This is a genomic window from Curtobacterium sp. MCSS17_015 (genome assembly GCF_003234265.2).
Lineage (GTDB): Bacteria > Actinomycetota > Actinomycetes > Actinomycetales > Microbacteriaceae > Curtobacterium.
Map to the genome: position 1 here is coordinate 433,518 of NZ_CP126256.1, position 12,661 is coordinate 446,178.

General features: G+C 73.4%; 13 protein-coding genes. 9 read left to right on the forward strand and 4 right to left on the reverse strand.

Annotated features, from left to right (window positions below; all coding sequences use genetic code 11):
• Positions 1 to 46: 46 nt before the first annotated feature.
• Positions 47 to 787, reverse strand: coding sequence for an MBL fold metallo-hydrolase (locus DEJ18_RS02080; RefSeq protein WP_111081952.1), 741 nt, complete (start codon positions 785 to 787; stop codon positions 47 to 49).
• Between the two features lie 138 nt (positions 788 to 925).
• Between DEJ18_RS02080 and DEJ18_RS02085 the strand changes: the two genes are divergently transcribed.
• The 5 genes from DEJ18_RS02085 (at position 926) to DEJ18_RS02105 (ending at position 4,055) form a co-directional block, all read left to right on the forward strand.
• Positions 926 to 1,387 (forward strand): hypothetical protein, encoded by a 462-nt coding sequence (locus DEJ18_RS02085; RefSeq protein WP_111209366.1) that lies wholly within the window; start codon positions 926 to 928, stop codon positions 1,385 to 1,387.
• 2 nt (positions 1,388 to 1,389) lie between these two features.
• Positions 1,390 to 2,430 carry a YihY/virulence factor BrkB family protein gene (locus DEJ18_RS02090; protein ID WP_111081920.1) on the forward strand — a complete coding sequence of 347 codons (1,041 nt, stop codon included), beginning with the start codon at positions 1,390 to 1,392 and terminating at the stop codon, positions 2,428 to 2,430.
• Positions 2,431 to 2,491: 61 nt separating this feature from the next.
• Positions 2,492 to 3,211: an SDR family oxidoreductase gene (locus DEJ18_RS02095; RefSeq protein ID WP_111081921.1), complete on the forward strand. Its 720-nt coding sequence runs from the start codon at positions 2,492 to 2,494 to the stop codon at positions 3,209 to 3,211.
• 61 nt (positions 3,212 to 3,272) lie between these two features.
• Entirely contained in the window at positions 3,273 to 3,605 is a 333-nt protein-coding gene (locus DEJ18_RS02100; protein ID WP_111209694.1) for a DUF3140 domain-containing protein, read from the forward strand.
• 27 nt (positions 3,606 to 3,632) lie between these two features.
• On the forward strand, positions 3,633 to 4,055 hold the full coding sequence (locus DEJ18_RS02105) for a DUF3151 domain-containing protein (protein WP_111209695.1): 423 nt from the start codon (positions 3,633 to 3,635) through the stop codon (positions 4,053 to 4,055).
• A gap of 113 nt (positions 4,056 to 4,168) precedes the next feature.
• Here DEJ18_RS02105 and DEJ18_RS02110 read toward each other — a convergent pair whose 3' ends face one another.
• Positions 4,169 to 7,240: a glycoside hydrolase family 2 TIM barrel-domain containing protein gene (locus DEJ18_RS02110; protein ID WP_111209367.1), complete on the reverse strand. Its 3,072-nt coding sequence runs from the start codon at positions 7,238 to 7,240 to the stop codon at positions 4,169 to 4,171.
• Between the two features lie 216 nt (positions 7,241 to 7,456).
• On the opposite strand from DEJ18_RS02110, the gene DEJ18_RS02115 reads away from it, so the two are divergent.
• Both DEJ18_RS02115 and DEJ18_RS02120 read left to right on the forward strand, forming a co-directional pair.
• Entirely contained in the window at positions 7,457 to 7,891 is a 435-nt protein-coding gene (locus DEJ18_RS02115; protein ID WP_111209368.1) for a hypothetical protein, read from the forward strand.
• A complete protein-coding gene (locus DEJ18_RS02120; protein ID WP_111209369.1) occupies positions 7,872 to 9,044 on the forward strand; it encodes a baeRF2 domain-containing protein in 1,173 nt (390 codons plus the stop codon). The genes DEJ18_RS02115 and DEJ18_RS02120 overlap by 20 nt, the downstream gene beginning before the upstream one ends.
• Positions 9,045 to 9,136: 92 nt before the next feature.
• On the opposite strand, the gene DEJ18_RS02125 is transcribed toward DEJ18_RS02120, so the two are convergent.
• Positions 9,137 to 10,303 carry an MFS transporter gene (locus DEJ18_RS02125; protein WP_111209370.1) on the reverse strand — a complete coding sequence of 389 codons (1,167 nt, stop codon included), beginning with the start codon at positions 10,301 to 10,303 and terminating at the stop codon, positions 9,137 to 9,139.
• Positions 10,304 to 10,410: 107 nt separating this feature from the next.
• Between DEJ18_RS02125 and DEJ18_RS02130 the strand changes: the two genes are divergently transcribed.
• Positions 10,411 to 11,184, forward strand: a complete 774-nt coding sequence (locus tag DEJ18_RS02130; protein WP_258371167.1) for a GntR family transcriptional regulator — start codon at positions 10,411 to 10,413, stop codon at positions 11,182 to 11,184.
• 31 nt (positions 11,185 to 11,215) lie between these two features.
• Here the strand turns inward: DEJ18_RS02130 and DEJ18_RS02135 are convergent, their stop codons facing one another.
• Positions 11,216 to 11,374, reverse strand: coding sequence for a hypothetical protein (locus DEJ18_RS02135; protein ID WP_181434098.1), 159 nt, complete (start codon positions 11,372 to 11,374; stop codon positions 11,216 to 11,218).
• Between the two features lie 155 nt (positions 11,375 to 11,529).
• On the opposite strand from DEJ18_RS02135, the gene DEJ18_RS02140 reads away from it, so the two are divergent.
• The gene (locus DEJ18_RS02140) at positions 11,530 to 12,630 is read left to right on the forward strand and encodes a LacI family DNA-binding transcriptional regulator (protein WP_258376821.1); all 1,101 of its coding nucleotides are present in this window, start codon (positions 11,530 to 11,532) and stop codon (positions 12,628 to 12,630) included.
• Positions 12,631 to 12,661: the final 31 nt, after the last annotated feature.

A 12,661-nucleotide genomic window follows, 5' to 3' on the forward strand; every position in this document is an offset into this window, starting at 1 on the left:
CACGGCGGGGTGCGCCGGCCGCGCTGGCTGCGCCGGCCGACGGGGGTCAGGCCGCGCCGGCCACCCGCCGCGCCTGGCTCACCGCTGCCCGGACCCCGCGGGACCACGACGGACCGTGGCCGGGCAGGACGTGCTGCGCCTCGGTGTCCACGAGCAGGTCGAGCGACGCCACGGCGGTGTCGACGTCGGCAGTGGCCGCCGGGGCGACGATCCGCGGACCGATCCCGCCGGTGTAGGGGTCGAGAGTGACCAGGGCGTCGCCGACGACCACGGCGTCGCGGTCCGCGAAGTGCAGCGCCACGTGTCCGTCCGTGTGCCCGGGTGTCTCGATGATCCACGGGTTGCCCGGGGTGTCGGCGCGGGACTCCATGGTCTCGACCTCGTCGATCCCGTCGACCGTCGCCGCTCCGGCCAGGAGCATCCGGCCGAGGGGCCGCAGCCCGCCGGGGTGGGTGAGGACGAAGCCGAACCGGTTCACCGCCGGTCGGTACGAGTAGGGGTGCGCGGCCAGGTCGCGGTCGCCCGGGTGCACGTACACCGGTGTGCCCCATTCCCGGTGCATCCGGGCCGCGGTGCCCACGTGGTCGAAGTGCCCGTGCGTGAGCAGCAGGGCCTCGACCCGGTCGGGGGAGTACCCGAGGTCGTGCACGGCGAGCTGCAGGTGCGGCCAGACCGCGGGCAGCCCGGCGTCGACGACGAGCAGTCGGTCCCCGGTCTCGACCAGGTAGGTGTTGGTGTGTGCGAGCTCGAGGCGGTGGATGCCCTCGGCGACGTCCCGGAACAGCATGACGGGCACGCTAGGCCGACACTGCTGGACGCCTTGCCGGGCGGACGAGCGCTGCGCCGCTGCCGTGGTCGCACCGACCCGGTTCCACCGCAGCGCGTTCCGCGAGTGCTCTCGGTCCGGAGCGTGTACTCAGGGTGCATGCCCAACGACTCCCTCCCCGAGCTCGAGCTCGCGAACGTGCGGACCCGGGAGCGGATCACCGAGACGGTGGACCGCATCCGGCAGAAGGCGGACGTGCCCGCGCGCACCCGCCTGGCCGTCGCGAAGACCAAGCAGCGCTGGCACCGTGATCCGACGCCCCTCGTCGCCGTCGCGATGACCGCTGCGGCCGGCATCGCCGCGGTCGTCGTCGGCATCCGCATCCGGAACACCCCCGCCGGTCGTCTCGCCGCCCTCCGCGAGCCGGCGCCCGTGCCGGTGTTCAAGCCGGTCAAGGTCGGCAAGGACGGCAAGTCGAAGGGCGTCCCGCTCTTCGCGCGCAAGGACCCGACGGGCAACCCGGTGTACCAGGAGCGCAAGGCGGCTGAGAAGCGTCGGAAGAAGGACGCCGCGCGGACCGGGAAGTCGATCAAGCGGATCAAGAAGGCGGCGAAGGGCTGACCATGGCGAAGGAATCACAGAAGCCGGCAGCGAACGACCCGCGCAAGCCGGACTCACCCACCGACCTCAAGAAGCCGACGGTCTTCTACACACTGAAGAAGACCCTCCGCGAGTTCACCGCCGACCAGTGCACCGACCTCGCGGCGGGCCTGACGTACTACTCCGTCCTCGCGCTCTTCCCGGGTCTGCTGGCGGTGGTGTCGATCCTCGGTCTGTTCGGCGACCCGTCGAAGACCATCGACACCCTGCTGCAGATCATCGGCAACGTCGGGTCGAAGGACGTCGCAGACCTCCTCCGTGACCCGGTCGAGGGCCTCGTCCGGTCGCCCGCCGCCCCGGTCACGTTCATCGTCGGTATCCTCGGCGCGCTCTGGTCGGCCTCCGGCTACGTCGGCGCGTTCGGCCGCGCGATGAACCGCATCTACAACGTCCGCGAGGGACGTCCGATCTGGAAGCTCCGTCCGACCATGCTCGGCGTCACCGTGACCACGGTCGTCCTGCTCGTCGTCGGTCTGCTCACCCTCGTGTCCGGACCGCTCGCCCGCAGCTTCGGTGACGTCATCGGTCTCGGGGACGTGGCGGTGACCGTGCTGTCGATCGTGCAGTGGCCGATCCTGCTCGTCATCGCGATCGTCATCGTGGCGGTGCTCTACTACTGGTCGCCGAACGTCCGGCAGCCGAAGTTCACCTGGGTCGGCGGTGGCTCGATCCTCGCGCTCCTCATCTGGATCATCGCGAGCGTCGGCTTCGGGTTCTACGTCGGGAACTTCTCGAACTACAACGCCACGTACGGCTCCCTCGGTGGTGTGATCGTCTTCCTGCTGTGGATCTGGATCACGAACAACGCGCTGCTGTTCGGTGCCGAGTTCGACGCCGAGATCGAGCGCGGCCGTGAACTCCAGGCCGGCATCAAGGCGGAGGAGGACATCCAGCTCCCCGAGCGCGACACCCGCCAGACCGAGAAGCAGGACGAGAAGCGCGCCGAGGACGTCCTGCAGGGCATCCGCATCCGGCAGAGCGCCGGCGAGACCAAGGACGAGTGAGCACGGCGCGCGAGCGCGTCCTGCCCGGGAGGCTCGGTGACGGTTCCGTAGGCTTGCCTGCGTGACCGACACCGAGCCTCCCGTCCTCGTCTCCGCACCTGCCAGCGACCGGCCGGTCGCGCTCGTCACCGGCGCGACCCGCGGCATCGGCCGTGCGATCGCCGCCGACCTGGGGCGGACGCACCACGTGCTCGTCGGCGGCCGGGACGCCGACGTGGTCGCCGCCGTCGTGGCGGAGCTGCCGAGCGCGGAGCCGTTCGTCGGCGACCTCGGCGCCGGAGACGTGCCCGCCGTGCCGAGCTGGATCGACGTGCTCGTGCACTCCGCCGGCGTCGAGCAGGGCACGCGCATCGCCGACACCCCGCGGGACACCTGGGAGGCCGTCTTCGCCACCAACGTCTTCGCGGTCGCCGAGCTGACCCGTGTGGCGATGCCCGGCCTCCGTGCGGCCCGCGGGCTCGTCGTGACGATCAACAGCGGCGCCGGCTTCACGGCCGGCCCCGGGGGTGGTGTCTACGCGGCCTCGAAGTTCGCGCTCCGTGCCTTCACCGACGCCCTGCGCGACGAGGAACGGGCGAACGGCGTGCGGGTGTCGAGCGTGCACCCGGGCCGCACCGACTCGGACATGCAGCGGGCCCTCACCGAGAAGCTCGGCGAGGAGTACGACACCGACTACTACCTGGCTCCCGAGGACGTCGCCGCCGCCGTCCGCACGGTGGTCGACCTGCCGGAGCGTGGCACCGTCGAGATGCTCTCGATCCGGCCGTCGCGGCGGCGCTGAGCACACGACGGGGTACGGCAGGCCGGACGGCCGCGCAGGGGCAGCGCGCAAGATGTCCGGCATGGCTGACGACGAGAAGCAGACGCGGGACGACTTCCACGACGCGGTGAACATGACCGCGTCACAGCTCGAGAAGTGGCTGGACACCGACGAGTCGAAGTCCGTCGGACAGAAGAAGGACGGCGCGACCGAGTCGACCGGGCACGAGTCCGGTCGGCACATCGTGGCGATCCTCGGCAAGAAGCAGGGCGACCTCACCGACGAGGACCACGCACACATGCGCAAGGTCGTCGGCTACGTCGCCCGGCACTCGGAGCAGCGCCCCTCAGGCGACGTCACCGACACCAAGTGGCGGTACTCGCTCATGAACTGGGGCCACGACCCGCTGAAGTAGGCAGGCCGCTCAAGTAGCGTGGCGGGCATGCCGGACAACCTGCTCCCGAACCCCTCGACGAACCCCGAGACCCTGCTGCCCGCCGAGCCCGAGGTGGACGCGCTCCTCCGGTCGAACGCACCCGTCTCCGCGGTGGTGGTGTCGCACCCGTCGTCGAGCCTGGCGTGGGCGCTGCTCGCCGACGAGGCCTGGGAGCGGGGCGCCACGCTCGAGTCCTACGCGTACGCCCGGGTCGGCTACCACCGCGGTCTCGACGCGCTCCGCAAGGCGGGGTGGCGCGGTGCCGGGCCGGTGCCGTGGTCGCACGAGCCGAACCAGGGCGTCCTGCGGTCCCTGTTCGCCCTGCGCCGCGCGGCCGAGGCGATCGACGAGCCCGGCGAACCCGAGCGCCTGACGCAGTTCCTCGACGGCGCGGACCCCGCCGCCGCCGACGCCATCGCGCGCGGCTGACCCGCGGCGCGGGCGTCGGGCTCAGGATCGCGCCCCCGCACGGACATCGCACCCTGTCGGGACTGGGCGCGACTCCCGCGGCGGGGCGTGACGGGCACGCCCTGCCGTCGGCCCTACGCCAGCAGCACGCTCCAGCTCCGGGCACTCGACCAGAGCTGGTGCTCCGGCAGGACGTCGAGCCCGCACGCCCGGCTCCCGAGGCCGTGCTGCGCGTCGTCGAGGTACAGGTACAGCGCGTCCGGCGTCGGCAACTCGTGCGGGTGCCCGGCACGCCCGACCTGCTGCGCGGTCCACGGCGTCAGGGTGAACCCGGCGCGGTGTCCCGACGCCGGGTCCGGCACCGTCGTCACCGTGACCGGCCCGACGCTCAGCGTGCGGAGCCCCGGCCGGTGCCCGGTCTCCTGCGGCATCGAGTAGCGCGTGGTCAGCGCTGACACAGGGGCCTCGAAGCGTCCGACCCGAGCGGCGTGCGACGAGTCGGCGTACGACTCGTCCGGCCCGGTACCGAACCACGACGCGGTCTCGGACAGCAGCTCCGCCGGTAGGTCGATCCGCACACCGATGCGTGGCCAGGTCACGTCCCAGCCGCCGAACGGCACGGCGTCGGTGCGCAGCAGCAGGCCGGCGTCGGTCAGCGTCCACCGGTGCACGACCTCCACACCGGCCGCGCTGTTCGCCGCCGCGACGCGGACGCGCTGCACGAGGCCGTCGTCGGTGCGCTCCACCGAGACGAGCCGGTGCGTCAGACGGTCGAGCCCACGGGCCTCCCACCGGGACGCCGACGAGGGGGCCGTGGGGTCGCCGACGCCGTGCGTCAGCACCGGGTCGGCGGTCTCGTACCCGCCCTGCGAGGCGCCGCGGTCGTTGTCCGTCGGTGCGCGCCACAGTTCGAGTCGAGGGCCGGCGACGGCGTGCCCCTTGAAGGAGGCGAGGTCGCCGCGGGCGGTGAACGTCGCGTCCCCGAGGCGGTCGCCGTCCCAGCCGGCCGTGGAGGCCCGGGGCGCCGCCGCCGGTGCGCTCGCCACGAGCGTCTGGGTGCGTGCCACGACGTGGCCGGTGTCCACCCACGACGTCGGCCCGGCGAGCTCCGCCACGACCTCGAGCCACAGCTCGTCGCCCGGGGGGAGGGGGCTCTGGTCCGCCCGTGCTGCCGCGAGAACCTCCGCCGGGACCGGCACCGTGGTGGACTCGCGCGCTGCGACGACACCGGGGGTGAGCCTCCCGGACGCCTCGACGACGCCGTTCCGCGACAGCGTCCACACGAACCGCAGGCCCGCGGTCGAGGCGGAGTGGTACCGGTTCTCGACCAGGACGGTGCCCCCGCCCGCGACCGTGCCGCCTCCGAGCGGGGAGACGGACAGCCGCACCGGCGCGACGACGGCCGCGAACTCGGCGAGTCCGGGCGTCGGGGTGTCGTCCGGCAGGACGAGGCCGTCCATCACGAAGTTGCCGTCGTGCACGACCTCGTGGAAGTCGCCGCCGTACGCGTAGTACGGGGTGCCGTCGGCGGTGTGGGCGAGGAGCCCGTGGTCGCGCCACTCCCACACGAAGCCGCCGTGCAGGCGCGGGTACCGGTCGACCAGGGCCTCGTACTCGGCGATCTGACCGGGGCCGTTGCCCATCGCGTGCACGTACTCGCAGTGGATGAACGGCTTCGACCGCTGGCGAGCGGCCTCGGCAGGCCCGCAGCCGAGCAGGGGCGTGGCCGGACCGCCGCCGATCGACCCGGTCTCCTGCAGCGTCGGGTACATCCGCGAGTACACGTCGGTGTACGCGCCCGTGTGGTCGCCCTCGTAGTGCACGGGGCGTTCGACGTCGCGGGCGTGCACCCACTGCGACATCGCGGCGAGGTTCCGCCCCGTGCCGGACTCGTTGCCGAGCGACCACATCACGATCGACGGGTGGTTCTTGTCCCGTTCGACGGTGCGGGCGATGCGGTCGAGGTACGCGTCCTCCCACGCCGGGTCGTCGGAGGGGTTGCCGACCCAGCCCTGGAACTCGAACCCGTGCGTCTCGAGGTCGCACTCCAGGACGACCCAGAAGCCGAGTTCGTCCGCCAGGTCGAGCACCCGCGGGTGCGGCGGGTAGTGCGAGGTGCGGATGGCGTTGACGTTCGACCGCTTCATCAGCGCCAGGTCCGCGCGGGCGTGGGCTTCGTCGAACACCCGGCCGCGGACGGGGTGCGTCTCGTGCCGGTTCACGCCGTGGAACACGACGCGCTCCCCGTTGACCAGGAACCGGTCGCCGACGATCTGCACGGTCCGGAAGCCCAGACGGAGCGACACGGTCTCGCCGTCGCTGCTGCTGCTGCCCTCGCTGCCCGAGGCCAGGGTCGCGTCGTACAGCCGGGGGAGTTCGGCGCTCCACGGTTCGACGCCCTCGACGGTGATCGGGGCGACGTCGTCGACGGAGCCCCAGGTCACGTCGACACCGAGTTCCGGCACGGCCAGGCGCACCGGGAACACCGCGTCGAGGGTCGGCACCGCGATCGTGCCGGTCCCGGTCGACGGGCGGCCCGACGCAGCGGACCCGGCGGAGGCAGCGTCCCCGAGCGTCGCGGTCCAGCCGGCGCGGACGAACACGTCGTCGATCGACGCGGCCGGACGTGCGAGCAGGGTGACGTCGCGGAAGATGCCGGGCAGCCACCACTGGTCCTGGTCCTCGAGGTACGAGGCCGCCGACCACTGGTGCACCCGGAGCAGGAGCTCGTTCGAGCCGGGCCGCAGGAACGCGGTCACGTCGAACTCGGTGGCCAGTCGTGAGCCGGTCGACCATCCGACGAGCGAGCCGTTCACCCACACCCGGAAGTGCGACTCCACCCCGTCGAACCGGAGCAGCACCCGTGCCGCCGTGTCGAACGCATCCGGTAGCGTGAACGTCCGGCGGTGGTCGCCGGTCGGGTTCTCGTCCGGCGGGTGCGGCGCGTCGACGGGGAACGGGTACTGGACGTTCGTGTAGCTCGGCGCGCCGTGTCCGTGGAGGACCCAGTGTGACGGCACCGGGAGCGTGCCCCAGCCGTCCGGGTCGTCGAACCCCGGGGCGTCGGCGACGGGCGACCAGCGGAAGTCCCACTCGCCGGCGAGCGACAGGGACGGTGCGTCCGTGTGCAACCAGGCGCGCGGTGCCAGTCGTGTCGCCGATCCCGGCGTGGTCGAGTGCAGGTCGTCGAGTGCGGCAGAGGTCAACTGCGGACCGGTCCTTCCGTGAGGCCCTCCGCGCCGGAGCGCTGCAGGACGATGGGAGCGACCACGAGCGGGATGACCGGGACGAGCACGCCGCCGGTGGTGCGCTGGCCCAACTCTCGCAGACGATCGGATCAACGGCCCGGCCGCCCCGCGCGGGACCTGCGAACGGGATCAGGCGCGGTCGCGGACCGTGGGATGCCCACGAGAGGAGCAACGATGAGCGAACGCGGGAACACCACCCACAACCCGGAGCTCGACGACCAGCTCGCGCACGAAGCGCAGAGCATCGTCCAGGGACACGGCAGCAACGCCCACGTCGAGGAGTTCCGGCAGTCCGAACCGATGCCGGACGACACCGACCCCGCCGAGACCGTCCAGGCGTCCGGCTACGACGGTGACCTCGAGGGCGGACTCGTCGACGACACGACGGACGTCGACGCCGCCGACGACCCGGACGGCGTCGCCGCCGAGCAGCCGGACGGCAGCGGGGACGGTGCCGACGCGACCGTCTACTCGACCTCGACCGCCGGGGCGGACGACGGCACGGCCGACGTCACCGCGTCGAACGCGGCCGTCCCGGACGCCACCCCGAGCACCCCCGACCTGACCACCGCGACGACAGGAAGCGACGATGCCGATCACGCAGAATGAGACCACCGAGGACGGCCGGGCGCTCGGCGCCCGACTCGCGGCCGGCGGCACGTGGGCCTGGGCCTACGTCGACGCCTCCGGTGACCGTGAGGACCCCCAGCACCTGGCCGCCCTGCAGCGCCGGAAGGCCGAGGACGCCCTCCGTGCCGCCGGCGCCGACGCGGACGTCGTCGACACCGTGATGGCCGAGCTCGAGGAGACCCCCGGGGTCCCCGCGCCGGTCAGCCGGTACGTGCTCGTCCACGACGGGGAACTCGTGCTCAGCGAGGTCCTCCCGGGTCACATGCACGGCCCGGAGAGCGTCGGCCACGGAGCGGTGCCGGACCTCGTGCCGCTCCTGGCACACCGCCCGCTCGACGTGCCGTTCCTCGTGGTCGAGGTCGGTCGCGGCGGCGGCGGGTACCGGGCCTACCGCCTCGGCCACGCCGACCACCCGGAGCAGCGCGACGAACAGGAGGTGCAGGGACGCACCGACACCCTCCACAAGTTCCAGGGCGGCGGTTGGGCGCACCTGCGCTGGCAGCACCACACCGAGGAACTCTGGCGGCAGAACGAGTCCGAGGTCGCCGCCGCGGTGCAGGACGCGGTCGACCGCCTCTCCCCGCGGCTCATCGTCGTCGCCGGCGACATCCGCGCCCGGCAGCTGCTCATCACCGAGCTGTCGAAGACGAAGGCCACCGCGCCCCTGCTCTCCGAGGTGCCGATCGACCCGCGGGCGTCCGACGCCTCGGAGGACGGTGTGCGCGAGCACGTCGACATCGCCCTCGCCCGGGTGGTGGCGCAGCGCCGGCACGACGTCGAGGACCTCCTCCGCACCCACGAGGGACGCGGCGACGGTGAGGTCGCCTCCGGCCTCGGCCCGGTCGTCGAGGCCCTGCAGCAAGCGCAGCCGTCGATCGTCGTCCTCGACCCGGCCGGCTTCGAGGACCGCACCGTGCTCGCGCTCGACGCCGCGCCGTGGATCGCGACCGCACCCGAGCAGGCGCTCGGGGCCACGGTGCTCGGGCCCGTCCCGGCCGCTGTCGGCCTGGTCCGCGCGGCGCTCCTCACCGACGCCGAGGTCGTCTACGCCAACACGGCGGCGCTCCCCGGCGGAGCACCGACCGCGGCCCTCCTCCGCTGGCGGACCGGCCCGGAGATCCCGGGCACCTGATCCGGCGCGACCGACGGACGGGAGGCCCGTGGCGGCACTGCCACGGGCCTCCCGTCCGTCCCGTTGCCGGCGAGCGGGCCGGGTGGGCGCGCTCAGTCGTGCGAGCGGTCCGTCCGCGGCACGAGCGGCAGGGCGAGCACCGGCAGGGCGGCGACGAGGAGGAACGACCCCGCGAAGCCGACCAGGCCCACCAGGGCACCGACGCCCGGACCGACGGCGCTCGCCGCGATGAACTGCCCGGTGTTCTGCGCCCCGAGTGCGCGTCCGGACCAGAACGGACCGGCGGCTTCGGCGACGGACGTGTACGCGAGGCCGTTGTCTGCGACCGTGACGCTCGTCGCCACGACGAGGACCACGGCGGCGGCGGGCAGGTGCGTGACGTCGACGAGCGCGAGGACCACCATCACCACCGCGGCCGACACCGCGACCACCCGCAGCGGACCGACGCGGGAACCGACGCGGTCGCTCCAGAGCCCGACCAGGATCCGACCGACGGCGCCGACGAACTGTGCCGCACCGACCAGGAGGCCCGCGGCGGACGTCGACCAGCCGAGCGTGACGAGCCAGACCAGGCCGTAGGTCGACAGCGTGAACTGCGGTACGACGAGCAACACGGACACCGCGTGGATCCGCCACAGGAACCCGTCCGACCGGTAGGGGTTCGCCGTGGCCGTCCCTGCTCCCGCCGTGCTCGTCACGGCCGCCAGCACCGCCGGCGGCCGCGGCGGGTCGACGATCCCGACGACGGAGAGCGCGGCGAGCAGAGCGCAGAGCAGCAACGGCAGCACCAGAGCCGCGCGGATGCCGGACGTCTCGGCGAGCAGGGGCACGGTGACCGCCGCGAGGGTCACCCCGAGCGGCTGCGACATCTGCCGGATGCCCATCGCCAGGCCCCGCCGCTCCCTCGGGAACCAGCCCACGACGACACGACCGCTCGCCGCGTTCGTCGAGGCGCTCGTCATCCCCGCAGCCAGGAACGCGAGCCCGAGGAGCACCGGGTCACCGGCCGCGAGCCACGCGCCGGCGACCGCGAGCGTGGTGAGCACCAGGCCACCCGCGATGACGACCCGTTCCCCGATCCGGTCGGTCACCGCGCCCCACGCGATGAGCGTCAGCACCATGCCCGCCGTGGGTGCCGCTGCGAACAGCCCGGCCTGCGCGAGGGACATGCCCGCGCCGTGCAGGTGCGGGATGAGCAGCGCCGGTGCGGTGACGACGAGCGTCCCGGCGGCCTGCGCGGCGACGCCGAGCGAGAGCATCCGCCACGCTCGTGCTGGCGTCCGGACCACGCGCTCCCCGTCTCGACTCGGCTGGTGTACCGGAACGGTATACCAACACGCGTCGGACGGCACTACGCTGGATGCCCGTGACCGAACCGACCGACGCAGCACCCGTGTCGCAGACGGCCCAGCTCTACGACAACCTCCGAGCCGCGATCCTGACGCTCGACATCGCACCGGGGGAACGCATCTCGGAGCGCGGGCTCGAAGCGCGATTCCACGCCTCGCGCACCCCGGTCCGTGCGGCGCTGTCGCGGCTCGAGCGTGAGGGACTCATCCTGCACGAGGGCCGCTCCTGGACGGTCACCCCGATCGACCTCGACGAGATCGCCTCGCTCGCCGAACTCCGCGGCGTGCTCGAGCCCGCCGCGGCCCGGCTCGCCGTCGCCCGAGCGCAGCCGGACGCGATCGCCGCGGTCCGGTCGCACCTCGACGCGCTCCGCCCGACCCCGGACCGACAGGCCGGCATCCGGATGGGGTCCACGTTCCACCTCGACCTCGCCGCACTCGGCGGCAACCGCTTCATCACGGACGCCGTCGCCGACGCCCTGACGCGGCTCGAGCGCACGCGGTGGATCGAGGTCCGCACGCCGGAGGCCCGCGACGCCGCCTGGCAGGAGCACAGCGACATCCTCGACGCCGTGCAGCGCGGTGACGCCGACCGTGCGGCGGACCTGGTCGCCGCGCACGTCGCGGGCACCAACGACCGTCTGCTGGGGTTCATCGCCCAGGAGCGGCGTCGACTCCGCGGGGCCGGCATGGCCATCGTCGGCGCACCGGACCTGCTGGCCGGCGGAACCGACGCCGACGCCCGGGCCGGGGCCGGAGCCGGAGTGAGCGTGGCGTCAGGCGGGGCCTGAGCGGTCTCGCCCTGCGGGCGCCCTCGTGCCGCTACTCGACGAGCGGACGTTCCTCCGTCCCGTCGAACTGGGCCGTCACCCAGGACAGGTGCGCGTCGCCGTCGTGGTCGAGGAGGGCCTCCTGGACCTCGGCCTCGTCGTGGGAGAGCCGGTGCGCGTCCCTGCGCCCGGACGGAGTCGACTGTGACATCTGATCGTCCTTTCTCCGGATGGTCGGGCCAGTGTCGTCCTGCCCGCGCCCGTCCGCAAGACCCTTCCGGCACCTGTGCAGGAAGGGGCGTGCTTAGGATGGTCGGCGTCGTCGGGCGGGCCGTCCGGGGCTCCGATCGCGAGGGGAGGACCGGCGTGGAACCGCAGCACAGCGCACCTCCCACGGTCTACGACGTCGCCTCGGCTGCCGGTGTGTCGATCGCGACCGTCTCCCGCGTCCTCCGGACACCGGACGCCGTCCGAGAGGGCACCCGTGACCGCGTGCAGGCGGCGATCCGTTCCCTCGGGTACGTGCCATCGGGGAACGCGCGTGCCCTGGCCGGACGCCGGACCGGGGTGGTGGGACTCCTGCTGCCGGGCTTCGACGTCGTGCCCGACGAACGACCGGACGTCGTGACGGACGGCGGCGTGCGTGTCGTCGACGACCGACGGCACGTGACCCACCCGACGTCCTCCAACCTGTACTTCGACGAGGTGCTGCGCGGCGCGGAGACCGAGGCGTGGCAGCGTGGGCTGGCGCTCATGGTGGCGGCCGGTCGGGGACCGTCCCGCGACGTCATCGTGAACGACGTCGCCGGGCGGGTGGACGGCCTGGCGGTCCTGGCGCAGACCGTCCCGGACGAGCTGCTCGAGCACGTCGCCCGTCGCATCCCCGTGGTGGTGCTCGCGGACGACCGGCGGTCGCGGGGCTTCGACTCGATCAGCGTCGACAACGCCGCCGGGATGCGCACGCTCGCGGCGCACGTCATCGGGCGGCTCGGCATCCGGTCGATCGCCTACGTCGCCGGACCGGTCGACTCGCCGGACGACCAGGAGCGCGCCGCCGGGTTCCGCCGGGCACTCGAGGACCACGGGCTCGCGCCGGATGCGGTGCGGACGGTGCACGGTGACTTCGGCCGGGTGCGGGCGCGGGAGCTCGCGCGGACGCTGCTCGACGAGCGGGTGCCCCGGGCCGTCGTCTGCTCGAACGACCAGTCGGCGCTCGGGGTCCTGGACGCCGTCCTGTCCCGCGGGCTGCGGGTGCCGGACGACGTGGTCGTGACGGGGTTCGACGGCATCGACGCGGGACGGTTCTCCGCTCCGCGACTGACCACGGTGCACCAGCCGATGGGGGACCTGGGGCGAGCGGCGGTCCGGGCGATCGTCGACCGTCTCGACCACCGCGACGGGCCACCGCGGGCCGTCCGCCTGCCGGTCGAGGTGCTGTTGCGGGAGAGCTGCCCGCCGTCGCTCTGACGGGCCGGACCAGGCGCGGAGCGGTGCGCCC